Raw genomic sequence first — 25,271 nt, forward strand, 5'->3', positions numbered from 1 at the left:
GGGAGTGTGTGATGCAGCGTTTGATGATCGCAGATAGTTCCGACGTGGTGCGCAAAGTCGGCCGCAAGATCCTGTCCGAGCTCGGTTTCCTCGTGCTCGAAGCCGGGTCTGCCCGCGAGGCACTGATGCGCTGCGAAACGGAGCTTCCGAACATCGTCATCGTCGATGCAGGCCTTGAAGGGGCCCTCGACCTCATCGCCAACATCCGCGCGCTGCCGGAAGGCAAGGGCGTGCGCATCTACTACTGCGTGATCGAGGCCGACCTCAAGACGATGATGGCTGGCAAGCGTGCCGGCGCGAACGATTTCCTGCTGAAGCCCTTCGACCGCAAGATCCTGACCCAAATGTTCACGGACAAGGCGATCGCCGCCTGACATCCTTCACGCGAATCAGATGACTTGCGAACGCCCTGGCACGACCGGGGCGTTTTTCGTTCGCCGAACCGGTAGGCGGGTGAGGGTAACCAGACCTGTCGCACGAAGGTAAAGGCAACAAAAAACCTGCCCGGTGAGGGGCAGGTCGAGTGCTTTGCGGGTCTTCGCCTGAAAGGGATCAGGCGGTTTCCATGTATTCGGCGCCATCCGGCTCGCGCAGCACGTAGCCGCGGCCCCAGACAGTCTCGATATAGTTCGCGCCGCCTGCGGCGTTTGCGAGCTTCTTGCGCAGCTTGCAGATGAATACGTCGATGATCTTGAGTTCCGGCTCGTCCATGCCGCCGTAAAGGTGGTTCAGGAACATTTCCTTGGTGAGGGTCGTACCCTTGCGGAGCGAAAGCAGCTCCAGCATCTGGTATTCCTTGCCGGTGAGGTGAACGCGCTGGCCGCCGACTTCAACGGTCTTGGCGTCGAGGTTCACGATCAGTTCGCCGGTGATGATGATCGACTGGGCGTGGCCCTTGGAACGGCGGACGATGGCGTGGATGCGCGCAACCAGCTCGTCCTTGTGGAACGGCTTGGTCATGTAGTCGTCGGCGCCGAAGCCGAGGCCGCGAACCTTGTCTTCGATGCCTGCCATGCCCGAGAGAATGAGGATAGGCGTCTTGACCTTGGAAAGCCGCAGCGTGCGCAGCACTTCATAGCCAGACATGTCCGGCAGGTTCAGGTCGAGCAGAATGATGTCGTAGTCGTAGAGCTTTCCGAGATCCACGCCTTCTTCGCCGAGATCGGTCGTGTAGACGTTGAAACTCTCCGATTTGAGCATCAGCTCGATGCTCTGCGCCGTGGCGCTATCGTCTTCAATGAGTAGAACCCGCATAATTATCCCCTTTACCGCCGCCGAAAGGTCGTACTTGGCCCCCTACGCGATACGGATCCAGTCGTTGCCTGATTTGAAGGCTGCCACCAAATGGTTAACAAATTCTGATTCCTTCTGGCAAGGTGTATCGAATTTATTAAACAAAGATACCAGTCTTCTGATTTCTCATGTGTTTTCGGCATCGCCACACTTGAATCAGAACGTGAAGATCTACCCGCAACCGATTCATTTGACTCATCATTGTCATGGGCTTTTTCAGGCCCTGGCATTTACTGACCCTTAAATGATCTCCCCTATCATTAACGATGCCCGTAAACGAAAGGTTACCAACGGTAGTTTTTTGTTAACGCCGCCGTTTTTTTTCGAGAATGATTCGTCGAAAAACCGGCTTGGCTTTTTGTCGGTAAGTGTGGCGGGGGGTCTCGCATCACGGGAGTATTGCGTATGAAGTCGCGTGAGAGCCTAGTGCGCCTGAAAGGATTTCAGGTCACAGAAAAGCGTCGGCAATTGCAACAGTTGCAATCGATGATGGCGGAGTTCGAGCGGATGGCGAAGGAGCTGGAAAACCAGATCGCCATCGAGGAAAAGAAGTCCGGGATCAGCGATCCAAACCATTTCGCCTATCCAACCTTCGCGAAGGCGGCCCGGCAGCGGGCCGACAATCTCCAGGTGTCGATCCGTGAACTGAAGGTTCAGCAGGAAGCGGCCGAGCTCGCGCTCGAGGAGGCGGAGGCTGAACATGCCAAGGCGGCTGCGCTCGAAGAGCGTGACGGCCAGATGCGCATCCGGGCCTGACTACGGATCGCGGATCCATGAACAGGCTGAAAGGCGGCGCGGTCTAGACCCGCGACCGCCTCAAGCCGGTTCAGGCAACAAGCGTCCGGCCGATCTACCGTCGGCCGGACGGAAACCTCACTTGATCACATCGCGCCAATCGGCGTGACGGTCGACCTGAGCCCGGAAGAACGGGCACAGCGGAATGATCTTCCAGCCGCCCCGGCGGGCATCCTCCACGACGAATTCCGCCAGCGCGACGCCGGCACCCTTGCCGCGCATGCTGTCCGGCACCTCGGTATGGTCGACGATGATCAGCGTCGGCGACGCGCGTGAGTAGGTGATGACTGCCGGTTCCTCGATGTCGGGGAAGCGCCCGACATAACGACCGCCGGACTTTCCTTCCTCATGGGTTATTTCCATATCCTGTCTCTCCCGTCGCTGAATGTCCTGGCGGCTTAACATTGCCGCGAATCCCGGGCAATGATGCCGCCGGGCGTGCTCCAGGCATATAGGTTGCGGTCGACGGGGGTAAAGGCATGATCTGGGTGAAGGCCGCGCTGCTGGTGACGGCGCCGTTGTTTCTGGCGCTCGGCATCGTGCTGCCGCTGGTCCGGTTCGAAACACTCTATGTGTTCAGCGACGATCCGTCGCTCCTTGAGATCGTTGTCTCGCTTTGGGACGAGGGCAATCCGGCGCTCGGCGTGCTGGTCGCGTTGCTGTCGATCGTGTTTCCGGTCGTGAAGATGACCGGCATCGCCGCAGAGGCCATCGGGGCGGGGCAGGGGAGCTCGTCGCAGGTCTTGCTGGATCGGCTGGTTCCGCTTCTGTCCCGATGGTCGATGATGGATGTCCTGTTGGTGGCGCTGGTCATCTTCGCCGCCAAGACCAGCGGTCTCGCGCAGGCATTCACCCAACCGGGGCTCTGGTTCTATGCCGGATCGTCGATCCTGGCCGGCGTGCTGCACGGTTTGCCCAAGCGCAGGGCCGGCTGAAACGAAACCGTGCGCGCAAGGGCATTTGCGCGCACGGTTCTGAAAAGACGTGGTTTTTTGCCGCTTTCGGCGGCCGGAATCGCTAGTGGCGATACTGCTGGATGCGTGTGGTGCGCAGGCCCGGCAGGCCGTGGTCATTGATCGATGACTGCCAGGAGAGAAACTCCTCGACGGTCAGTGTATAGCGTTCGCACGCTTCTTCCAGGCTCAACAGGCCACCGCGTACCGCAGCGACAACCTCGGCTTTCCGGCGGATCACCCAGCGGCGCGTATTGGCCGGCGGTAGATCGGCGATGGTCAGCGGGCTGCCATCGGGACCGATGACATATTTCACTCGGGGGCGGATCATTTCGGTCATTGGACTCTCTATACATACTCAAGACCACACGCAGGCATCCTAGCCGCGCACCTTTAAAATTTGGCTAAGCGTGTTGTAAGCATTTGATAATAATTTTCGCGACCGGAAATCACGTGGATAAGGGGGTGATTTGTGGGCGCGATTCGAGCCTTCCGTTGCGTAAACTTGCGGCATCTGCATAGGAGTTATGCTGAATTGGGAATTTTTTGCGGGGAAAAACAGTGTATGAGCTGCTGTCAATGACGGTGCATTGATGTTTTCCCGGCGCCGACAGGTCGATCCGTAAAAAAGTTCGTATCCGACCTAATACCGAAAGACCGGCGCCAGTTCCGTTCTTTACGGTCGATGACAGATTTGTTCGATCCATACCAATGAGATGCGGTCTAGTTTCGACCGAAAAGGAGCGCGATGTTCAGGGTCACCGAGTCAATTTGCCGCGAGGGCGATGGCGAAGGCAGCGGCGTGGCGACGGTTCCCGTCGACGATGCCGGACTTTGCGCACTCGGCCGGCAATTCGCTCAGATCGGACGGCGCAACGGCTTCGACTATTTCCTAGTCAGCACCTTTCCCAAGGCCGACAAGCCGGAATTCGCGGCGAATTCCGTGTTCTGCAACTGGCCGAGCGCGTTGCGGGACCGTTATGATGCAAGCGAGAGCTTCGCGGCCAGCCGTCTTGTGACACGCCTGAAGCAGAAGATCTTGCCCTTCCTGACGAAGGACTGTGTCTTCGCATCGGGTCAGGAGCGCGCGGCCGACATCGAGATCGCCGCCGATTTCCAGGAGTGCGGCCTGGTCAACAACCTCGCCTTTGCGCTCCATGATGCTGAGCTTGCCCACTATCTGATCGTCTTCTCGGGGGAGCGCGGGACGCTCGACCGCCAGGAGACGGCCAGTCTCTATTTCGACTGCCTGGAGGCGCTGGACATCTGCTCCGGCCGAATAGGGCATAAAGACGGTCCGCGCGAGAAGCTCTCCGCCCGCGAGCTCGAATGTCTGCGTTGGTCGGCAGCCGGCAAGAGCAGCGACGAGATCGCCATCATCCTGTCGATCTCCAGCCATACGGTCGTGAGCTACCTCAAGAGCGCGATGCGCAAGCTCGATTCGGTGAACCGCATGCAGGCCGTCGCACGGGCCTGTCGTTTCCGCCTGCTCTAGGCGCAGGTTTGCCGGCCGGAGGCCTTTAAAATCCGCTTCCCCCGCGGATTTCGGCAAGCAACGTGCCGACAAGGATGCGCAGGTCGAGCCAGATCGAGAAGTTCTCCACATAGTGCAGATCGCAGGCGATGCGTGCCCGAGCCTTGGCGCGCCGGCCGGTCGGACCTCGCAGGCCGCGCATCTGCGCGAGACCGGTGATACCGGGCCGCATGACGTGGCGGCGGTGATATTCCGGCACCAGCACCTCATAGGGCACGCCGCCGGCGAGCATGCCGATCGCGTGACAGCGCGGACCAACCAGCGACATGTCGCCTCTCAGCACATTGAAGAGCTGCGGAAGCTCGTCGATGTTCGTCCGCCTCAGGATCGCGCCCAGCCGCGTCACGCGGGGGTCCTGCTCCGTCGTCTGCCGGATGCCGCTCTTATCGCAGAGGTCGCTCCGCATCGAGCGGAACTTGAAAATGCGGATACGCCGACAGCCCTCGCCCCAGCGATCCTGCGTGAAGAGGGCAGGGCCCGGGCTGTCGAGCCGGACAAGCACCGCGACGAGCAGCAGGAAAGGCATGAGGAACACAAGCGCGGTCGCGGAAACGACGATGTCCATCAATCGCTTGAGAACATGGTCAAGACGCGGGTGCGGATGGCGATCCGCCATCTCGCGTGCGTAATCGGTCAAAAGGACCGGAAGGGTGCTCACCGAGAAGGGCGGGGCGGCGGACCCGTGATGGGAGTGCGGGATACTCAAGATAACAACCCACGAATACAGGTTACTCTTACTCACTCGCCGCACATCATCAGTAGTTCAGCTTTTGCCTGAAGTCATTAACAATTTTTATGTATTCGTTAACCATGTTCTACATGATTGCTTTCCTGCAACACTCAGGTCTGACGGCGCTCCCAATGACGAATACTGGCCAGGTGGTGTTCAGAGCATCGCCACGGACAATTCGGTCGCGGTACGGCCGAAAACGAGCGTGGCACTGCCGGCGTGCAGCAGGGTGAGAGTGTCTCCAGCGCCGAGTTGCGCCAGTGCCGTAGTGCCATGCGTTCCGGTTCCACCGCGGACGGCGAGGAGATCTTCCGTGCCGTTGCGGCGCAGCAAAACGGCATGCCCGGACGAGGACGAGGCCTCGACGGTGAGGTGAAGCTGGTAGACGCCGGACACCGGCACGACCAGTCCGCTGCCATGGTCGGAGGACAAGGGTGCACCAAGCGTAAAGCCGCCGGCGACCGGATAGAGGTCGTCGAAGCCGGTTTCCGTGCCGGCCACCGGGGCGAAGGTGGCTGCGGCAAGCGAAGCACGGGCCAGCGGCCGATGATCGGCATGCACGACGCCGTCGGTGGAAATGACGAGGGCTGTCGTCCAGGTGCTGCCGTCCGGGCTCACCTTGATCGACAGGTTATCCTCGCCGGCCAGTCCGATCTCGGCCTTGCCCTGCCAGTCGGACTGGAACAGCAGAGATGCCGTGTCGCCCGTCGCCGCCTTGTTGAGCTTTATCCGATGATCGTTGCCGTCATGGGTGAAAAGGCTTGCCGGAGACCTGACGGCAAGCCGGTTCATGGCATCCGCGGTGGTCGAGAGGCCGAGGGTGGAAGCTTCGAGATCGGCTACCGTCGGCAGATCGAGCCAGTCGGTCCCGGAAAAGACCTTCAGCCGGCCGTCGGTCTGCTCGAAGCCGCGCCAGCCGGCGCGCGGCGTGATGAAGATCCACGCGTCGTCCTGGCGGACGGCGAGGCGCCCCTCCTTTCCCGACCAGTCGCCCGATGCCGGAGGCGTCACCCAGTAGCACCGACCTTCGACGGGGGTTTCAGGCGGGGCCGCGCGGCGTTCGGCGATCGTCAGTTGCGCGATCGCGTCGAGCGCCTGGAGCGCCTCGTTGTGGGTCACGTGCTTCTGGGCTTGCGATGGCAGAATGTAGGGCAGGGCGAGGTTGGTGGTGGTGTCTGACATGGCGCGCAATCTCCGCTTCGATGCGGATATGCTGCGGTGCCCATGATCGATGGGGACCATTTGACCGCGCGTGCTTTGAAAAGACAGATCTTTCCGTCTCTTTCTTTCCCGCCCGGTTTGTTCAGTCCGGGCGGCGGCCCCAGGCGACGAAATCGCCATTGGCGAAGTCTGCCTGTCCGTGGATCCCACGTTTGCCGTAAGTGAGCGGGTTGCCGTCGAGGCGGAGCGTGATGCCGCCGGCGGCCCTCAGGACCGCGTCGCCGGCTGCCGTGTCCCATTCCATCGTCCGGCCGCCGCAGCGCGGATAGATGTCGGCCAGTCCTTCGGCAAGCAGGCAGAACTTCAGAGACGAGCCGACCGCATGATGATCGGTGATCGCATGCGCCTTGAGATAGCTGTCGGTTGCGGGGGCGTTGTGCGAGCGGCTGACCAGCGCCTTGACGCACGCATCCGGTTCACGGGTCGCGATCGGATGCCGTTTGTTGACGGCGAAGTTCGCGCCGACCTCGAGCTTTTCCGCATGTCCCGCGCGGCCGTTATAGGCGACGCCCAGCGCCGGCGCATAGACGACACCGATCACCGGCACGCCGTTCTCGACGAGGGCGATGTTGACGGTGAAGTCGTCGTGGCCGCCGATGAATTCGCGGGTGCCGTCGAGCGGGTCGACCAGGATGAAGCGCTCGGCGATTTCCGGGATCCGGCCAGCGGCAACGGATTCTTCCGCGACGACCGGAATGCCCGGCAGCGCGGTTTCGAGGGCCGCGAGGATGATGCGTTCCGCGCGCTCGTCGGCTTCCGTCACGGGCGTCTGGTCGCCCTTGATGCGCACATGCGCTCCGGCCCGGTAGACCTCCAGGATCGCCTTGCCGGCGGCCAGCGCCGCGCTCTCGAAAATGTCCAGCACTCTATGCTCCGTCGGGATCCGTCTCGGGGGGGCGGCGAATCCTCCGTCATCATCTCTCCGTTTGCCGGCCGCTTGTAAAGAGCCGCGCGGCCTCAAGACGCTTCCGTCCCGGCCGATGTGACTTATTTTGCACGCGCCGGAGACAATGTGCCTCATGTCTCAGAGAGGACAATTTTTGTCCTGATTGCGCTTGCTCTTTATGACGCCTGTGCGAAGGTGCGGCGATATTTCCAGAGGATGCTTGATGCGTTATTCCGCTTTCTCGATTTTCCGGCAGGCTCTCTCCGGCAACAGGAACTGGGCGCCCATGTGGCGGGAGCCGCAGCCCAAGCCGCATTACGACGTGATCATCGTCGGCGGCGGCGGCCATGGCCTTTCGACCGCCTACTACCTCGCCAAGGAACACGGCATCACCAATGTCGCGGTGCTGGAAAAGGGCTATCTCGGCTCAGGAAACGTCGGCCGCAACACGACGATCGTGCGCTCCAACTACATGCTCGAGGGCAACGAGCCCTTCTACGAGCTGTCGATGCAGCTCTGGGAAGGGCTGGAGCAGGATTTCAATTACAATGCCATGATGAGCCAGCGCGGCATCATCAACCTGTTCCATTCCGACGGCCAGCGCGATGCCTATGCCCGGCGCGGCAATGCGATGAAGATCCACGGCGTCGATGCCGAACTGCTCGATCGCGAGCAGGTCCGCAAGATGATGCCCTATCTCAACTATGACCACGCGCGCTTCCCGATCCTCGGCGGGCTCCTGCAGCGGCGGGCCGGCACCGCCCGGCACGATGCGGTCGCGTGGGGCTATGGTCGTGGTGCCGACAGCCGCGGCGTCGATCTCATCCAGCATTGCGAGGTGACGGGGATCCGCCGCGACGAGACCGGCAAGGTCGTCGGCGTCGAGACCACCAAGGGCTTCATCGGCTGCAACAAACTGGCGCTCGCGACCGCGGGCCACACCTCGGTGACAGGCAAGATGGCCGGCCTCGACCTGCCGATCGAGACCCATGTGCTGCAGGCCTTCGTCTCGGAGGGCATCAAGCCGGTGATCGACAACGTGATCACCTATGGCGCCGGCCATTTCTACATCTCGCAGTCAGACAAGGGCGGCTTGGTGTTCGGTGCCAACATCGACTACTATTCCTCCTATGCGCAGCGCGGCAACCTCGCCGCCGTCGAGCATACGATCGAGGAAGGGGTGTCGCTGATCCCCGGTCTTTCGCGCCTCAGGGTCTTGCGTGCCTGGGGTGGCGCGATGGACATGTCGATGGACGGCTCGCCGATCATCGACAAGACGCCGATCGACAATCTCTACCTCAACTGCGGCTGGTGCTACGGCGGGTTCAAGGCGACGCCGGCCTCCGGCTTCTGCTTCGCTCACCTGATTGCCCGGAACGAGTCGCATCCGGTTGCGCGGTTCCTCCGCCTCGACCGCTTCCGTCGGGGCTTTGCCGTCGACGAACTCGGCGCCGGCCCGCAACCCAATCTGTATTGAGACAAGACCATGGCCAGCCTGATCTCCTGTCCGCATTGCGGAACCCGCCCGACGGAAGAGTTCACCATTCGCGGTGACGCCACGGTCGTTCGCCCGGCACCCGCCGCCTCCGACGACGACTGGTACCGTTATGTCTATGTCCGCGACAATCCGAAGGGGCGGATCGCCGAATACTGGCACCACACCGCCGGCTGCCGGCGGTGGCTGGTGGTCGAGCGTGACAATGCTTCCAGCCATCAGGTCTATGCGGTGACCGACGCCGCCATCAAGGCGCGGGAGGCCGGCCAATGAGCGGATATCGTCTTTCGAGCGGCGGGATCGTCAATCGCAGCCGCGCCATCACCTTCACCTTCGATGGCCGCGAGATGAAGGGCTTCGAGGGGGACACGCTCGCCTCGGCTTTGATCGCCAACGACCAGCTGCTGGTCGGCCGCAGCTTCAAGTATCACCGGCCGCGCGGCATCGTGACGGCGGGATCGGCCGAGCCAAACGCGCTCGTGACCATCGGCTCTGGCGCGCGCACCGAACCCAATACCCGGGCGACCGTCGCGGAGCTCTATCACGGGCTGACGGCGGCGAGCCAGAACCGCTGGCCTTCGCTCACCTACGACATCGGCTCGGTCAATTCGCTGCTGTCGCCATTCCTCGGCGCGGGCTTCTACTACAAGACCTTCATGTGGCCGAAGAGCTTCTGGGAGAAGGTCTACGAGCCGATCATCCGCAGGGCTGCCGGCCTCGGCAAGGCGGTGATGGAAGCCGATCCGGACCGCTACGAAAAGGCCTGGGCGCATTGCGACCTGTTGGTGATCGGCGCAGGGCCGACCGGCCTCGTCGCTGCCCTTGCCGCCGCGCGCGCCGGCCTTCGCGTCATCCTCGCCGACGAGGGTTTTCGCATGGGCGGCTCGCTGCTTTCCGAGAATGTCTCGGTCGGCGGACAGGCGGCTAGCGACTACGCGCAGTCGGTGGTCGAGGAACTGAAGAGCTTTGCCAATGTCACGCTGATGCCGCGCACGACCGTGTTCGGCTGGTATGACGACAACGTGTTCGGCGCGGTCGAGAAGGTGCAGAAGCATGTGGCCCAGCCATCGGCGGAACTGCCGGTCGAGCGGGTCTGGCGCATCGTCGCGCAACAGGCGATCCTCGCTTCGGGTTCGGAGGAACGTCCGCTGGTGTTCGGCGGCAACGACCGTCCGGGCGTGATGACTTCCGGTGCGGTGCGCAGCTATCTCAACCGCTACGGCGTGGCGGTCGGCCAGCAGGTGGCGATCTTCACCAATGGCGGCGCCGGCTATCGCACGGCCCGCGACCTGATGGCCGCCGGGATCGGCGTGCCGGTGATCGTCGACGGGCGGAGCGACGCGACGGACGAGGCGCCAGACGGCGTTCGTGTCGTGCGCGGCGGCGGCATCGTCGGGACCAGGGGGCGTCTCAGGATCGGCGGCGTGATCGTCGACCGCTTCGGCCACCAGGAGGAGATTGCCTGCGACGCGCTGGCGATGTCCGGCGGCTACAGTCCGGTGATCCATCTCGCCTGCCAGCGCGGGGCAAAGCCGGTCTGGTCGGACGAGCGCCAGGCCTTCCTGGCGCCGGATGTCGGCGGGCGGTTTGCCGTCGCGGGATCGGCGGCCGGGCTTTCGTCGCTCGGTGAATGCCTGAAGGACGGTGCCGCCAAGGCCCATGCGGCGATCGCCGCCCTCGGCCGGCTGGTCGGCGACGTCTCCGTGCCCGAAGTCGAGGGCGAGTATGACGCCGCCTTCGCGCCGCTCTGGTATGTGCCGGGGGCGAAAGACAAGGCCTTCGTCGATCTCCAGAACGACGTGCATGTGAAGGACCTCAGCCTTGCCCAGCGCGAGGCCATGGGCCATGTCGAGCACACCAAGCGCTACACCACCGGCGGCATGGCGACCGACCAGGGCAAGCTCGGCAATGTCGCGACGATCGGCATCATGGCCGGCATGCGGGGCGTGTCGCCGGCCGAAATCGGAACCACGACCTTCCGGCCCTTCTATACGCCGGTCTCCTTCGGCGCGCTCACAGGCACCAGCCGGGCCGAGCATTCGCGGCCGACCCGCCAGTCGCCGCTTGCCGGCTGGGCCCGCCGCAACGGCGCGGTCTTCGTCGAGGCCGGGCCGTGGATGCGCTCGTCCTATTTCCCGCGCGAGGGCGAAAAGACCTGGCGCGACACCGTCAACCGCGAGGTGCTGAACGTCCGGCAGAATGCCGGGCTGTGCGACGTCTCGACGCTCGGCAAGATCGAGGTATTCGGCGCTGATGCGGCCGAGTTCCTCAACCGGCTCTATTCGAACGCCTTCCTCAAGCTGCCGGTCGGCAAGGCGCGTTACGGGCTGATGCTGCGCGAGGACGGCATGGTCTTCGACGACGGCACCACCAGCCGGCTGTCGGACAACCACTACCTCGTCACCACCACCACCGCCTTTGCCGGCGAGGTGCTGGCGCATATGGAATTTTCGGCCCAGGCGCTCTGGCCCGACCTCGACGTGCGTTTCGTCTCGGTCAGCGACCAGTGGGCGCAGATGTCGCTGGTGGGGCCGAAGGCGCGGCTGATCCTCGAGCAGATCGTCGAGGACGACGTCTCGAACGAGGCGTTTCCCTTCCTTGCCGCCCGCGAGGTCATGCTACGTGGCGGGCTGAAGGCGCGGCTCTTCCGCATCTCGTTCTCCGGCGAGCTCGCCTATGAGATCGCGGTGCCCGCCGGCTATGGCGAGGCGGTCGCCGACGCGATCATGGAGGCCGGCAAGGCCCACGGCATCTCAGCCTACGGTCTCGAAGCGCTCAACGTGATGCGCATCGAGAAGGGGCATGTCACCCATGCCGAACTTGACGGCCGTACCACGCCGGACGATGTCGGGCTGGGCAAGATGTTCTCCAGCCAGAAGCCGGACTTCATCGGCAAGCGCATGTCGAGCCGCTTCGGGCTGACGGCGGCCGACCGCGCCCAGATGGTGGGCCTCAGGCCACTCGAGGCGGACAAGGAGATCAAGGCCGGCGCACATCTCTTGAAGGAAGGAGCCAAGCCGTCGATGGCGAACGACCAGGGCCATGTGTCTTCGGTCTGCTTCTCGCCGGTTCTCGGCTCCTACATCGCGCTCGCCTTCCTGAAATCGGGTCGGGAACGGATCGGCGAGAAGATCGTCGTCTGGGACGGACTGCACCATTCGGAGGTGCTGGCCGAGGTGGTCAGCCCTGTCTTCGTCGATCCCGACAACAAGAAGCTCCATCTCTGAAGGGACGCCCAGGATGCCCAAGCAATATGTCGCCCGTCACGTGCTGGAGGACCACATCGCCGGTTTCGAGGCGGAGGCGAACCCGCATCATCTGACCATCCTGCGCCGGCCGACGGTGTTTTCGGTGCTGGCCCATCAGGGGGCGGAGGCCGAGGTCGGCGAGGCGCTCGCCGAGATGGCCGAGGTCGAGGTCCGCGTCGTGGCGCCGGGCGAGTGGCTGCTCGTCTCCGACATCCTCGGCCCCGACATGCTGGCGCGCGATCTTGTCGCCTTCGGGCCAGCCCGCGTCTCGTTCGCCGACCAGAGCGACGGCAAGGTGGTGCTGAAGATCCACGGGCCGGAGGTCCGCCGGATTCTGGCCAAATGCCTCGCCGTCGACCTCCATCCGGACGGTTTTGCGCTCGGCCAATCGGCCAATGCGCAATGCGCCCATGTACCCGTCAACCTGGCCCGCACCGGCATGGATGCGTTCGAACTGATCGTTCCGCGCTCCTATGCGGGCCATGTGTTCGAGGAAATCCGCGAAATGGGCCGGGAGTTCGCCCTCTCGGCCTCCTTCGCGGAGAACTGAGCTTTCGAGTAATTCCAGCAACCGTATGAAGCGGTTTTGCGTCCGGAATTACGTGAAAACAAAGAGATAGAGCATTGAAGGCGACACCGTTTTCGCTGGAAATGCTCTCGATCTCGTGCGCGACATGCGGACTTGCCCGGCTTTGCCGGCACCATCGACCATGCCCCGCGTGATCGCCGACGTCTTCGTCGGCTCGACGCTCGGCACCGTCCACATCCGCGCCCTGATGCTCAATGCCGACCATGCGGCGCTGAAGGCGGAACTGTCTGTGCGGCTGGATATGGCGACCGGGATGATGGAGCGGTTTCTGGCGGGGTGAGGGGGGTATCCCTCCAGCCGCAGAGTTTGCTACCTATCCGGGGTTGATGAATTTCATGTTTGCTGCAACTGAAGCTATTGGCGGGCTGCTTTCAATTGGTTAGTTTGAATCGACCGAGTTGTTGTCGAGGAACCCTAATGGATTCTGTTACCCAAGCTCTCATCAAAGACTTTGCGGAGAGCAACTCATTGACCGGTCTGCCGGCGGACAAACAGTTTGAACATTTTGCAACGTATAGTGTTGTTTCAGCTCGCTATACGGAGGAGTTCGATACCACCGATTTGGTTGTAGGTGATGGCCAAGACCTCAACGTTGACGCGTTCGCAGTCAAGGTGAACGGGCGACTCGCAAATGATGCCGACTACATTGACGACGTGCTGGCGCTTAACGGCTATCTGGATGCAGAATTCATCATCATCCAAGCAAAATCGTCCTCCAATTTTGATGGTGCAGCCATCATTGCTTTGGGTGACAATCTTGTGAATGAGGTCTTTTCGCCGACGCAGAAGCTACCCGTTAACGACGAGGTCAAGCGCCTCATCGAAATCAAGGACCGCATTCTTAAGAATGCCTCTCGCCTGAAAGACAACCCTGTGTGCCGCGTCTATTACGTGTGCACGGGCAACTGGACCGACGACGCCTATCTAGTAGAGGCTATAAAGCGGAAGCGTCAGGACCTGCTTGACACGAATCTGTTCTCCGAAGTGACGTTTGAGCCGATTGGTGCACGCCAGCTTCAAGCACTGTACCGCGCTACGAAAACGAGTATCTCGCGCGAAGTGAAGTTTGAAAAACTTGTTACCCTTCCAACAATTAGTGGGGTTGACGCGTCGTATCTGGGGGTCCTCCCAGTCAAAGAGTTCCTAAAATTGCTGGCCGATGACAGCGGCAATATCATCAAGTCTGTCTTCGTCGACAATGTTCGCGATTTTCAGGGTGAGAACCCCGTGAACGCCGACATAGCCAAAACGATCACCGATGGTCTCTTCGACCAGTTCGTTTTGCGCAACAACGGTATCACTATCGTTGCGCGCAACATCAAGGTTACTTCAAGTCAATTTGTGCTTGAAGACTACCAAATCGTGAACGGTTGTCAGACAAGTCACGTGATATTCGCACACCAGAATGAAATTACCGGAGACCTATTCGTTCCAGTCAAGCTTATTCACACCGTCAGTGATGATGTCGCGCAGAGTGTAATAAAATCAACAAACAAGCAGACGAACGTGGAAGAAAATGATCTACTTGCTCTGACGCAATTTCAACGTGATTTAGAAGATTACTATGAGGGCGTGCAAGGAGATACAAAGCTTTACTATGAGCGCAGGGCGAAGCAATACGCAAGCAACGGAAACATCGAGAAGGGGCGGATCGTCACAATTGGTAGTCAGTTAAAGTGTTTTGCCTCAATGTTTCTGGATTCACCCAATCAAGCCAGTCGGTATCAAGGGACGTTGCTTAAGACTGTGAAGGATCGTGTTTTTCAGTCCAATCATAAACCGGAGCCTTATTTTATCTCTGCTTTGGCGGCGTATCGGTTCGAAATTGCCCTTCGAAAGTTAGCGAACGAAGATCGTGATATTCGGCCATTCAAATATTTCTTGCTTTACGCTTTCCGTTCGCGTTTTCAAACTGAAGAGTTTCCGGGGGCGGGACACAAGAAAATTGCCGATTATTGCAAAAATCTTGAATTGCATCTCGTCGATTCTACTAAGGCCAAGGCTGCTTTTGATGAGGCCGTTATGATCGTTCGTGAAGCTCTTGGGACGTTGGGTTTGCCTGTCGCTCGCGACAGTGCGAAGTCTCGCCCTCTGGTCGAAGAAGTTAAAAAGGCGGCGACTGCTCGTCGCTTTGCAGAAAGCGGTTCGGTAACGAACTGACGCGGCCTGCGGTCATACATAACGTCAACCCACCCACCATCCCCACCACCCCCGCGACGCCCACAGAACAATTCTTTTTCCCGAAGCGACATCTTTCGTCGCAGCATGGGCTTCTCGGTTTTCGCTTGGCCCTCTAGCTTTCTGGAAAATTCGCCAGCCAGAAAGCTCAGGGGAGCGTCTATCCATGAAAAGTCATGCGCGGGTCGTCGTCATCGGTGGGGGTGTCGTCGGCTGTTCGGTCCTTTATCACCTGACCAAGTTCGGCTGGACAGATGTCGTCCTGCTCGAACGCTCCGAACTGACGTCGGGGTCCACCTGGCACGCCGCCGGCGGGATGCACACGATCAACGGCGACCCGAACGTCGCCAAGCTGCAGAAGTACACGGTCGAGCTCTACAAGGAGATCGAGGAGTATTCCGGCCAGGACATTGGCCTGCACATGACCTCCGGCCTGATGCTGGCCGCCACCACCGAGCGTTTCGACTGGTTCAAGTCGCTGCTCGCCAAGGGCAAGTATGCCGGCGGCGAGGCGCGGCTCGTCTCGGTCGAAGAGGCGCATGCGATGATGCCGCTGCTCGATCCGAGCCAGTTCGTCGGCGCGGTCTTCGATCCGCATGAGGGCCATCTCGACCCCTATGGCACGACGCATGCCTATGCCAAGTCGGCGAAGAAGAACGGCGCGGAAATCTACCTGCACACCAAGGTCGAGGACCTCGAGCAGCTTGCCGACGGCACCTGGCGGGTGATCACCGACAAGGGCGAGATCTTCTGCGAGCATGTCGTCAACGCCGCGGGGCTCTGGGCCCGCGAGGTCGGCCGCATGGTCGGGCTCGAACTGCCGGTGCTCGCCATGGAGCACATGTATCTGATCACCGAGGACATGCCGGAGGTCATCGAGTTCAACAAGACGGCCGGCCGCGAGCTCATGCACTGCGTCGACTTCGACGGCGAGATCTATATCCGCCAGGAGCGCAACGGCATGCTGATGGGCACCTATGAAAAGGACTGCCGCCCGTGGTCGCCGATCCAGACCCCTTGGGATTTCGGCCATGAACTGCTGGCCGAGGACCTGGAGCGCATCACCGGCGAGCTGGAAGTCGGCTTCCGCCACTTCCCGGCCTTCAACAAGGCCGGCATCCGCAAGATCATCAACGGGCCCTTCACCTTCTCGCCGGACGGCAATCCGCTGGTCGGGCCGGTGCGCGGCATGACCAATTACTGGTCGGCCTGCGCGGTCATGGCCGGCTTCTCCCAGGGCGGCGGCGTCGGGCTGGCGCTTGCGCAGTGGATCATCGAGGGCGATCCGGGCTTCGACGTGTTCGCCATGGATGTCTGCCGCTACGGCGACTATGCGACGCTCGCCTATACCAATGCGCGGGTGCGTGAAAACTATTCGCGCCGCTTCTCGATCCGCTATCCGAACGAGGAGTTGCCGGGCGCGCGTCCGCTGCTGACCACGCCGATCTACGACAGGCTGAAGGCGGCCGGTGCCGTGTTCGGCGCCTATTACGGACTGGAAACGCCGCTGTGGTTCGCGCCGGAAGGCGTCGAGGACAAGTTCTCCTGGCGCCGTTCCACCGATTTCGAGGCCGTCGGCCGCGAGGCGAAGGCGGTGCGCGAAAGCGTCGGCCTGATGGAGACGTCCGGTTTTGCCAAATACAGCATCGGGGGCGAGGGTGCCCGCGAATGGCTCGACCACCTGCTCGCCTGCAAGATCCCGCCGGCCGGCCGCATGACGCTCGCGCCGATGCTCAACGAGGCCGGCAAGCTGATCGGCGACTTCACGCTCGCCAATCTTGACGACGAGGAATTCCTGCTGATCGGCTCCGGTATCGCCGAGGACTACCACATGCGGTGGTTCGAGAGCCTGCTGCCGGAAGACGGCTCGGTGACCGTCAACGCGCTCAACCTCGGCCTGGTCGGCCTGTCGATCGCCGGTCCGAAGGCGCGCGACGTGCTGGCAAAGCTCACCCATCTCGACGTCTCGAACGAGGCCTTCCCGTTCATGGACATCCGCGAGATGGATCTCGGCATGGCGCCGGCGATCGTCGGGCGCGTCTCCTATACCGGCGATCTCGGCTACGAGATCTGGATGAAGCCGGAGTACCAGCGCTATCTGTTCGACGCGATCATGACGGCGGGCGCCGAGTTCGGCATCTCGCTGTTCGGTCTGCGCGCGCTCAACTCGCTGCGCCTCGAAAAGGGGTTCGGCAGCTGGTCGCGTGAATATCGTCCGCTCTACGGCCCGCTGGAAGCCGGGCTTTCGCGCTTCGTCGCGCTTTCCAAGAATGTCGACTTCGTCGGCAAGGAGGGGGCGGCCCGCGAAAAGGCGGAGGGCGGCGCGATGCGGCTTTGCACCTTCATCATCGACGCCCGCGACGCCGACGTGATCGGTGACGAGCCGATCTTCTTCGGCGGCGAGGCGCGGGGATGGGTCACCTCCGGCGGCTATGCCCATGCCAGCGGCAAGTCGGTCGCCGTCGGTTACGTGCCGAAGGACATCGCCGACAAAGAAGACGGCTGGTCTATCGAACTGCTTGGCGATATGCTCAGCGCACGCCTGCAGCCGCGTCCTTTGTTCGACGCCGAGGGCGAGAGGATGCGCGGCTGATCTTCCGGGCGGCTGCCGTTCCCCCGCGGCAGCCGTTTAGACTAAAGTCGAACAGTGAAACTCCCTAGCCAATCCAAAAACTCGGCATGTAATGGCGTTTTTTTGGCAGAATTGCCGTGAAAAGCACCAAACTGTGAGCAAATGACGGTAAAATGCGCGCTGCCTAGTTTTTGGACTTCACATTTTTGCCGAAAACGCTATCAAATCCGAGCATGTTAAGAACCCGCAAGGGACAACATAAAAAGGGACGCGCATGAAGCCGCGCCCGGGGGATTGGTAATGGAGTACTTCATCCAGCAGCTCATAAACGGGCTGACTCTTGGATCCATCTATGGCTTGGTGGCAATCGGCTATACGATGGTTTACGGCATCATCGGGATGATCAATTTCGCCCATGGTGACATTTTCATGCTCGGCGGCTTTGCCGCTCTCATCGTCTTCCTGATCCTGACATCGTTCTTCGCCGGTCTGCCGGTGGCTCTGCTGCTGCTGGTCATGCTGGTGGTCGCGATGTTGATGACGGGTCTTTGGAACTGGACCATCGAACGGGTCGCCTACCGGCCGCTGCGCGGATCGTTCCGCCTGGCCCCGCTGATCACCGCGATCGGCATGTCGATCGCGCTGTCCAACTTCATCCAGGTCACGCAGGGTCCGCGCAACAAGCCGATCCCGTCCCTGGTGAGCGACGTCTATCATTTCGGCGCCATCACGATCTCGCTGAAGCAGCTGATCATCGTGGCCATCACTTCGGTCCTGCTGTTCGCCTTCTGGTACATCGTCAACAAGACGCCGCTCGGCCGCGCACAGCGTGCCACCGAACAGGACCGCAAGATGGCGGCTCTTCTCGGCGTCGACGTCGACCGGACCATCTCCATCACCTTCGTCATGGGCGCGGCACTCGCTGCGGTCGCCGGCACCATGTACCTGATGTATTATGGCGTGGCCTCCTTCGGCGACGGTTTCGTTCCCGGCGTCAAGGCGTTCACCGCTGCCGTGCTCGGCGGTATCGGCTCGTTGCCCGGCGCCGTTCTTGGCGGTCTTCTGATCGGTCTCATCGAGTCGCTCTGGTCCGCTTACTTCAGCATTGCCTACAAGGACGTCGCGACCTTCGCGATCCTGGCATTCGTGCTGATCTTCAAGCCGACCGGTATCCTCGGACGGCCGGAAGTCGAGAAGGTCTGATCCAATGACAAATCCTGCAAACGTGACCGGCACGTCTCAATCCGGAACCCTTGCGCGTGCGCTCAAGGAAGGCCTTTTCGCGGGCGTTCTCGCGCTTGGCCTGTTCATCCTCTATGTCGGCATCAAGACCGACCAGGATATCAGCAATGCGCTGATCTGGTATCCGCGCTGGGGGCTGCTGGCCGTCTTCGTGGCCATCGCAGCGGTCGGTCGCTTCCTGATCGTCGGCTTCCTGCAGCCGTGGATCCATATCCGCAAGGAACGCCGCTCGCAGATGCCGGTGCATGACATCGAGGCCAAGCCCTCGTTCTTCCACCAGCATTTCCTGAAGATCGCGCTGCTTGCCCTCGTTCTCTATCCGGTCGTCGTTGTCTGGCTCGCCGGTACGCAGGGCGCGCTGAAATATGTCGACAACTTCGGCATCCAGATCCTCATCTACGTTATGCTGGCCTGGGGTTTGAACATCGTCGTCGGCCTCGCCGGCCTTCTCGACCTCGGTTATGTCGCCTTCTACGCGGTCGGCGCCTATTCCTACGCGCTCCTTTCGCAGCATTTCGGCCTGTCGTTCTGGGTCCTGCTGCCGCTGTCGGGTATCCTTGCCGCTTTCTGGGGCATCATCCTCGGCTTCCCGGTGCTGCGTCTGCGTGGCGACTACCTGGCGATCGTTACGCTCGCCTTCGGGGAAATTATCCGTCTGGTTCTCATCAACTGGACCGATGTCACCAAGGGTACGTTCGGCATCTCCAGCATTCCGAAGGCCACGCTGTTCGGCATCAAGTTCGACGCGTCGCCGACCGGCTTTGCCAAGATGTTCGGTCTGCCGATGTCGGCCGGCTACTACAAGATCTTCCTCTTCTATTTGATCCTGGCACTCTGCCTGCTGACCGCCTACGTCACGATCCGCCTGCGTCGCATGCCGATCGGCCGTGCCTGGGAAGCGCTTCGTGAAGACGAGATCGCCTGCCGTTCGCTCGGCATCAACACGGTGACGACCAAGCTGACTGCCTTTGCCATCGGCGCGATGTTCGGCGGCTTCGCCGGCTCGTTCTTCGCCGCCCGCCAGGGTTTCGTGTCTCCGGAAAGCTTCGTCTTCCTGGAATCGGCCGTCATCCTCGCCATCGTCGTTCTCGGCGGCATGGGCTCGCTGACCGGTATCGCCGTCGCGGCGGTGGTAATGGTCGGCGGTACCGAGCTGCTGCGCGAAATGGAGTTCCTGAAGCATGTCTTCGGGCCTGACTTCACGCCGGAACTCTACCGCATGCTGCTGTTCGGCCTCGCCATGATCGTGGTCATGCTGTTCAAGCCGCGCGGTTTCGTCGGCTCGCGTCAACCGACCGCCTTCCTCAAGGAGAGCAAGGCTGTCTCGGGAAGCTTTACCAAGGAAGGTCACGGCTGATGACTTCCGGAAACACAACGATGACGAACGACACGCTCCTCAAGGTCGAACATCTCTCGATGAAGTTCGGCGGCCTGATGGCCATCAACGACTTCTCCTTCGAGGCCAAGCGCGGCGAGATCACCGCGCTGATCGGCCCGAACGGGGCAGGCAAGACCACCGTCTTCAACTGCATCACCGGCTTCTACAAGCCGACGATGGGCATGATCACGATGAACCAGAAGGACGGCACCCAGCATCTGCTGGAACGTCTGCCCGACTTCGAGATCACCAAGAAGGCGAAGGTCGCACGTACCTTCCAGAACATCCGCCTGTTCTCGGGCCTCACCGTTCTGGAAAACCTGCTGGTCGCCCAGCACAACGCGCTGATGAAGGCCTCCGGCTACACCATTCTCGGTCTGCTCGGACTGCCCGCCTACAAGCGCGCCGCCGCCGAGGCGATCGAAAAGGCCAAGTACTGGCTGGAAAAGGCCGATCTCATCGATCGTGCCGACGATCCGGCGGGTGATCTTCCCTACGGCGCCCAGCGCCGTCTCGAAATCTGCCGTGCCATGTGCACCGGTCCCGAGCTGCTTTGCCTCGACGAACCGGCCGCCGGCCTGAACCCGAAGGAATCGCTCGCGCTCAACACGCTGTTGCGCAGCATTCGCGACGAGGGCACCTCGCTGCTCCTGATCGAGCACGACATGTCCGTCGTCATGGAAATCTCGGATCACGTCGTCGTGCTCGAATACGGGCAGAAGATCTCCGACGGTACGCCGGACCACGTAAAGAACGACCCGAAGGTGATCGCCGCTTATCTGGGTGTCGAGGACGAAGAATTGGATGAAGCAATCCACGAAGTCGAAGTCGTTCAGGGAGGGCAGAACTGATGTCCGCTGAACCGCTTCTCAAGGTACAGGGTGTCGAAACCTATTACGGCAACATCCGCGCGCTTGGCGGCGTGGACGTGGAAGTCCACCAGGGGGAAATCGTCAGCCTGATCGGCGCCAACGGCGCCGGCAAGTCGACGCTGATGATGACCATCTGCGGCAGCCCGCAGGCACGCGCCGGCACGGTGACCTTCGACGGTACCGACATCACCAAGATGCCGACGCACCTGATCGCACGTCGCCGTATCGCCCAGTCGCCGGAAGGTCGCCGTATCTTCCCGCGTATGACCGTCATGGAAAACCTCCAGATGGGCGCCGGGCTCGATAACCTGAAATATTTCCAAGAGGACGTCGAAAAGATCTTCGCGCTCTTCCCGCGCCTCAAGGAACGCCAGAGCCAGCGCGGCGGTACGCTGTCGGGTGGCGAGCAGCAGATGCTTTCCATCGGCCGCGCGCTGATGGCACGCCCGAAGCTGCTGCTTCTCGACGAGCCGTCGCTCGGCCTTGCGCCGCTGATCGTCAAGGGCATCTTCGAGGCGATCAAGAAGCTCAACAAGGAAGAGGGGCTCACCGTGTTCCTCGTCGAGCAGAACGCCTTCGCGGCGCTCAAGCTCTCCGACCGTGCCTATGTCATGGTCAACGGGAAGGTCACCATGAGCGGAACCGGCAAGGAACTGCTCGCCGATCCGTCCGTTCGGGCGGCCTATCTCGAAGGCGGCCACCACTGAGCGCGCGAGGGGATTAAGAATATGCAAGGCTTGTTTTTCGAAACCGATACCGGCGTCCGCTACGTCCTGCGCTTCCTCGTCCTGCTGCTCGGTTTCTGGACCGCGTGGCGTACGGGCAAGGCAGTGGCGGAGGGCTGGCACGGCTTTCCGACCGTTGTGATCTACACGCTGCTGCTCGGCGTCGTGTTGCGTTTCCTGCACTTCGCGCTGTTCCAGGGGCCGATGATCAGCCCGCTGCTCTACGGCATCGACGTGTTGATTTTGCTCGTGTTTTCGACTGCCGGCTTCCGGACTCGGCGCACGACCCAGATGGTCAATAACTACTATTGGCTTTACGAGAAGACCTCGGCCTTCTCGTGGAAGAAGAAAGATTGACAGCCGCGTTTTTCTTGTCGCAGATTGGCGGCAAGAGCGTGAGCTTTCAAAAGAGTGGAACAGCTTTTCCGGCGCAGTCATGGTGGGTATTGCGCAGGGTTTTCGAAACCTAACCCACTTAAAAAATTGGGAGTAACAATATGAAGAAGTCTCTTCTTTCGGCCGTGGCGCTGACGGCAATGGTTGCCTTCAGCGGCACCGCTTGGGCTGACCTGCTGGTCGGCGTCGGCGGCCCGATGACCGGCCCGAACGCCGCTTTCGGCGCGCAGCTCCAGAAGGGTGCTGAACAGGCTGCTGCCGACATCAACGCAGCTGGCGGCATCAACGGCGAACAGGTCAAGATCGTCCTCGGCGACGACGTTTCCGACGCCAAGCAGGGCGTTTCGGTTGCCAACAAGTTCGCTGCTGACGGCGTCAAGTTCGTCGTCGGTCACTTCAACTCGGGCGTTTCGATCCCGGCTTCGGAAATCTATGCCGAAAACGGCATCCTCGAAGTCACCCCGGCCGCTACCAACCCGACCTTCACCGAGCGCGGCATGTGGAACACCTTCCGCGTCTGCGGTCGTGACGACCAGCAGGGCGAAGTTGCCGGCAAGTACATCTCCGACAACTTCAAGGACGGCAAGGTTGCTGTCGTTCACGACAAGACCCCCTATGGTCAGGGTCTCGCCGACGAAACCAAGAAGGCTATGAACGCCCTCGGCGTAACCGAAGTCATGTACGAAGGCATCACCGCCGGCGACAAGGACTACTCGGCTCTGATCGCCAAGATGAAGGAAGCCGGCGTTACGCTCGTTTACTTCGGCGGTCTGCACACCGAAGCTGGCCTGATCATGCGTCAGATGGCCGACCAGGGCCTGAAGGCTGTCATGATGTCGGGCGACGGCATCACCTCGAACGAACTTGCTTCGATCGCTGGCGACGCAGTCAACGGCACGCTCATGACCTTCCCGCCGGATCCGCGCCTGAACCCGAACGCTGCTGATGCCGTCAAGAAGTTCCGCGACGCTGGCTTCGAGCCGGAAGCCTACACGCTGTACTCCTACGCTGCTCTCCAGGTCATCGCCGACGCCGCCAAGAAGGCCGGCTCGAACGATCCGGAAGCCGTTGCTGCCGCTCTCAAGGAAAAGGGTCCGTACACGACCGTTATCGGCGAGCTGAGCTTCAACGAAAAGGGCGACATCACCCGTCCGGACTACGTCATGTACACCTGGCAGAAGGGTGCCGACGGCAAGTACACCTACCTGCAGAACAAGTAATCGTCTCGGCCGTTCAGCGGCCGGAATGCAGACTTGCATCGGATGGCCCGGCTCTCAGCCGGGCCATCTGCGTTTCGGGGCCTTTCCCAAGGCGTCTTCGTCCTTCGTCGCATGCACGGCAATTTGCGATTGCGATGCGGATGGTTTCGGTAATACTGCCTCCCGCTTTAAGAACTGGGAGGATCGATCATCATGCAAGGTTTCGTCACTGCGGCCGGCGAGGGCATTTACGACCGCGAACTCGACAAGAACACCGCGAACTATTCGCAGATGACGCCGCTGAGCTTCATCGAGCGTGCCGCGTTCGTCTATCCGGGACGCACTGCCGTGGTCTATGGCGAGGTTCGGCGCAACTGGGCGCAGACCTATGATCGTGTCCGCCGGCTGGCCAGCTCCCTGTCCGCTCGCGGCATCGGCAAGGGTGATACCGTCGCCGTCATCGCGGCCAACATCCCGGAAATGTTCGAGCTGCATTTTGCGGTTCCGATGGTCGGCGCGGTGCTCAACGCGATCAATACCCGCCTCGATGCCGAGGCGATCGGCTTCATCCTGAACCATGGCGAAGCCCGCATGCTGATCGTCGATCCGGAGTTTTCCGACGTCGCGGAGCGCGCCGTGCATATCGCGGGGCGCCCGATCGAGATGATCGACATCCTCGATCCCGATTTCGAGGGCGGCCACCGCTTGGGCGCGGCCACCTATGACGACCTTCTGGAGGAGGGCACGCCCGATTTCCGCTGGGAACGGCCGGCCGACGAATGGGACGCGATCAGCCTCAACTATACCTCGGGCACCACCGGCGACCCGAAGGGTGTCGTCTACCATCACCGCGGCGCCTATCTCAACGCAATCGGCAACATCCTGACGTGGAACATGGCGAACCACCCGGTCTACCTCTGGACCCTGCCGATGTTCCATTGCAACGGCTGGTGCTTCCCCTGGACGATCGCGGCGGCCGCCGGCATCTCCGTCTGTCTGCGCGCCGTGCGTGTCGAGCCGATCTATGACCTGATCAAGCGCGAGAAGGTCACGCATTTCTGCGGCGCGCCGATCGTGCTCAACCTGCTCGCCCATGCTCCGGACGACGTCAAGGCCGGGATCGAGCACAAGGTGAGCGTCATGACCGCGGGTGCAGCCCCGCCTGCTGCCGTTATCGAATCGATGGAGGCGATGGGCTTCGAAGTGACGCACGCCTACGGCCTCACCGAAACCTACGGGCCGGCGGTCGTCTGCGCCTGGCATGACGAGTGGAACGATCTCGATATTTCCGAGAAGGCGCGCCTCAAGGCCCGCCAGGGCGTGCGCTACTCGGTGCTCGACGGCCTGATGGTCGCCGATCCGGAGACGCTGGAGCCGGTTCCGAGCGACGGCGAGACGATGGGGGAAATCTTCTTCCGCGGCAACAACGTCATGCGCGGCTATCTCAAGAACCCGTCCTCGTCGGCCAAGGCCTTTGCGGGCGGCTGGTTCCATTCCGGTGACCTCGCCGTCTGCCATCCAGACGGCTATATCGAGATCAAGGACCGGTCGAAGGACATCATCATCTCCGGCGGCGAGAACATCTCCTCGATCGAGGTCGAGGGCGTGCTCTACCGCCACCCGGCCGTCATGGAAGCGGCGATCGTGGCGCGGCCCGACGAGAAATGGGGCGAGACGCCGTGCGCCTTCGTCGGGCTGAAGCCGGGATCGACGGTGACCGAGCAGGAGCTGATCGCGTTCTGCCGGGCCAACATGGCGCATTTCAAGGCACCGAAGACCGTGGTGTTCGGCCCGCTGCCGAAGACCTCGACCGGCAAGATCCAGAAATACGTACTGCGCGAGAAAGCCAAGGCGCTTTAGGCGGCCGGCCCCACGCGGAGACATTTGCCCTTCACCCTGACCCGACCGGGGTCGAGCCGCGTGTCTCGACCCGTCCCTCGGGCCCCCGCATGCGGGGAGAGGGGA

At 61.5% G+C, this 25,271-nt stretch carries 24 protein-coding genes; 18 read left to right on the top strand and 6 right to left on the bottom strand.

The window, feature by feature from the left end:
* The first annotated feature begins 11 nt into the window (after positions 1–11).
* Positions 12–374: a response regulator gene (locus ACX93L_RS02230; RefSeq protein WP_459403326.1), complete on the top strand. Its 363-nt coding sequence runs from the start codon at positions 12–14 to the stop codon at positions 372–374.
* A gap of 178 nt (positions 375–552) precedes the next feature.
* Here ACX93L_RS02230 and ctrA read toward each other — a convergent pair whose 3' ends face one another.
* Positions 553–1,254 (bottom strand): response regulator transcription factor CtrA, encoded by a 702-nt coding sequence (gene ctrA / locus ACX93L_RS02235; RefSeq protein ID WP_054148338.1) that lies wholly within the window; start codon positions 1,252–1,254, stop codon positions 553–555.
* A 444-nt stretch (positions 1,255–1,698) separates the two neighbouring features.
* Here ctrA and ACX93L_RS02240 point away from each other — a divergent pair, with 444 nt between their 5' ends.
* Complete coding sequence (locus tag ACX93L_RS02240; protein ID WP_459403327.1) at positions 1,699–2,049, top strand: flagellar export protein FliJ; 351 nt, start codon at positions 1,699–1,701, stop codon at positions 2,047–2,049.
* A 117-nt stretch (positions 2,050–2,166) separates the two neighbouring features.
* Here the strand turns inward: ACX93L_RS02240 and ACX93L_RS02245 are convergent, their stop codons facing one another.
* Positions 2,167–2,451 (bottom strand): GNAT family N-acetyltransferase, encoded by a 285-nt coding sequence (locus ACX93L_RS02245; RefSeq protein WP_459403328.1) that lies wholly within the window; start codon positions 2,449–2,451, stop codon positions 2,167–2,169.
* Positions 2,452–2,567: 116 nt separating this feature from the next.
* Between ACX93L_RS02245 and ACX93L_RS02250 the strand changes: the two genes are divergently transcribed.
* Entirely contained in the window at positions 2,568–3,023 is a 456-nt protein-coding gene (locus ACX93L_RS02250; protein ID WP_459403329.1) for a paraquat-inducible protein A, read from the top strand.
* Between the two features lie 82 nt (positions 3,024–3,105).
* Here ACX93L_RS02250 and sciP read toward each other — a convergent pair whose 3' ends face one another.
* A complete protein-coding gene (gene sciP / locus ACX93L_RS02255; RefSeq protein ID WP_006725852.1) occupies positions 3,106–3,381 on the bottom strand; it encodes a CtrA inhibitor SciP in 276 nt (91 codons plus the stop codon).
* Positions 3,382–3,789: 408 nt separating this feature from the next.
* On the opposite strand from sciP, the gene ACX93L_RS02260 reads away from it, so the two are divergent.
* Positions 3,790–4,536, top strand: coding sequence for a helix-turn-helix transcriptional regulator (locus ACX93L_RS02260; RefSeq protein WP_459403330.1), 747 nt, complete (start codon positions 3,790–3,792; stop codon positions 4,534–4,536).
* Between the two features lie 25 nt (positions 4,537–4,561).
* Here the strand turns inward: ACX93L_RS02260 and ACX93L_RS02265 are convergent, their stop codons facing one another.
* The 3 genes from ACX93L_RS02265 to cysQ all read right to left on the bottom strand — a co-directional run bounded on the left by ACX93L_RS02265 (position 4,562) and on the right by cysQ (position 7,391).
* The gene (locus ACX93L_RS02265) at positions 4,562–5,233 is read right to left on the bottom strand and encodes a sugar transferase (protein WP_459404127.1); all 672 of its coding nucleotides are present in this window, start codon (positions 5,231–5,233) and stop codon (positions 4,562–4,564) included.
* 228 nt (positions 5,234–5,461) lie between these two features.
* Positions 5,462–6,487, bottom strand: a complete 1,026-nt coding sequence (locus ACX93L_RS02270) for a DUF2793 domain-containing protein (RefSeq protein WP_459403331.1) — start codon at positions 6,485–6,487, stop codon at positions 5,462–5,464.
* A gap of 121 nt (positions 6,488–6,608) precedes the next feature.
* The gene (gene cysQ, locus ACX93L_RS02275; protein ID WP_459403332.1) at positions 6,609–7,391 is read right to left on the bottom strand and encodes a 3'(2'),5'-bisphosphate nucleotidase CysQ; all 783 of its coding nucleotides are present in this window, start codon (positions 7,389–7,391) and stop codon (positions 6,609–6,611) included.
* Between the two features lie 244 nt (positions 7,392–7,635).
* On the opposite strand from cysQ, the gene ACX93L_RS02280 reads away from it, so the two are divergent.
* The 14 genes from ACX93L_RS02280 (at position 7,636) to ACX93L_RS02345 (ending at position 25,166) form a co-directional block, all read left to right on the top strand.
* Complete coding sequence (locus tag ACX93L_RS02280) at positions 7,636–8,889, top strand: sarcosine oxidase subunit beta family protein (RefSeq protein WP_459403333.1); 1,254 nt, start codon at positions 7,636–7,638, stop codon at positions 8,887–8,889.
* Between the two features lie 9 nt (positions 8,890–8,898).
* Positions 8,899–9,180 carry a sarcosine oxidase subunit delta gene (locus ACX93L_RS02285; protein ID WP_459403334.1) on the top strand — a complete coding sequence of 94 codons (282 nt, stop codon included), beginning with the start codon at positions 8,899–8,901 and terminating at the stop codon, positions 9,178–9,180.
* Complete coding sequence (locus ACX93L_RS02290) at positions 9,177–12,134, top strand: sarcosine oxidase subunit alpha family protein (RefSeq protein WP_459403335.1); 2,958 nt, start codon at positions 9,177–9,179, stop codon at positions 12,132–12,134. Before ACX93L_RS02285 ends, ACX93L_RS02290 begins: the two co-directional genes overlap by 4 nt.
* 13 nt (positions 12,135–12,147) lie before the next feature.
* A complete protein-coding gene (locus ACX93L_RS02295; protein WP_459403336.1) occupies positions 12,148–12,705 on the top strand; it encodes a sarcosine oxidase subunit gamma in 558 nt (185 codons plus the stop codon).
* Between the two features lie 160 nt (positions 12,706–12,865).
* Positions 12,866–13,024, top strand: coding sequence for a hypothetical protein (locus ACX93L_RS02300; protein ID WP_459403337.1), 159 nt, complete (start codon positions 12,866–12,868; stop codon positions 13,022–13,024).
* Positions 13,025–13,161: 137 nt separating this feature from the next.
* Positions 13,162–14,904: an AIPR family protein gene (locus tag ACX93L_RS02305; protein ID WP_459403338.1), complete on the top strand. Its 1,743-nt coding sequence runs from the start codon at positions 13,162–13,164 to the stop codon at positions 14,902–14,904.
* A gap of 184 nt (positions 14,905–15,088) precedes the next feature.
* A complete protein-coding gene (locus ACX93L_RS02310; RefSeq protein ID WP_459403339.1) occupies positions 15,089–17,515 on the top strand; it encodes a GcvT family protein in 2,427 nt (808 codons plus the stop codon).
* Between the two features lie 279 nt (positions 17,516–17,794).
* The gene (locus ACX93L_RS02315; RefSeq protein ID WP_169586532.1) at positions 17,795–18,697 is read left to right on the top strand and encodes a branched-chain amino acid ABC transporter permease; all 903 of its coding nucleotides are present in this window, start codon (positions 17,795–17,797) and stop codon (positions 18,695–18,697) included.
* A 4-nt stretch (positions 18,698–18,701) separates the two neighbouring features.
* Positions 18,702–20,093: a high-affinity branched-chain amino acid ABC transporter permease LivM gene (livM, locus tag ACX93L_RS02320; protein WP_459403340.1), complete on the top strand. Its 1,392-nt coding sequence runs from the start codon at positions 18,702–18,704 to the stop codon at positions 20,091–20,093.
* Positions 20,093–20,965: an ABC transporter ATP-binding protein gene (locus ACX93L_RS02325; protein WP_169586536.1), complete on the top strand. Its 873-nt coding sequence runs from the start codon at positions 20,093–20,095 to the stop codon at positions 20,963–20,965. The genes livM and ACX93L_RS02325 overlap by 1 nt, the downstream gene beginning before the upstream one ends.
* Positions 20,965–21,693 carry an ABC transporter ATP-binding protein gene (locus ACX93L_RS02330; protein ID WP_459403341.1) on the top strand — a complete coding sequence of 243 codons (729 nt, stop codon included), beginning with the start codon at positions 20,965–20,967 and terminating at the stop codon, positions 21,691–21,693. Before ACX93L_RS02325 ends, ACX93L_RS02330 begins: the two co-directional genes overlap by 1 nt.
* Before the next feature lie 21 nt (positions 21,694–21,714).
* Positions 21,715–22,068: a DUF6867 family protein gene (locus ACX93L_RS02335; protein WP_459403342.1), complete on the top strand. Its 354-nt coding sequence runs from the start codon at positions 21,715–21,717 to the stop codon at positions 22,066–22,068.
* Between the two features lie 140 nt (positions 22,069–22,208).
* Positions 22,209–23,327 carry a branched-chain amino acid ABC transporter substrate-binding protein gene (locus tag ACX93L_RS02340; RefSeq protein ID WP_169586542.1) on the top strand — a complete coding sequence of 373 codons (1,119 nt, stop codon included), beginning with the start codon at positions 22,209–22,211 and terminating at the stop codon, positions 23,325–23,327.
* A 192-nt stretch (positions 23,328–23,519) separates the two neighbouring features.
* Positions 23,520–25,166 carry an acyl-CoA synthetase gene (locus ACX93L_RS02345; RefSeq protein WP_459403343.1) on the top strand — a complete coding sequence of 549 codons (1,647 nt, stop codon included), beginning with the start codon at positions 23,520–23,522 and terminating at the stop codon, positions 25,164–25,166.
* Positions 25,167–25,271 lie beyond the last annotated feature (105 nt).

This window comes from Rhizobium sp. CAU 1783 (assembly GCF_054551725.1).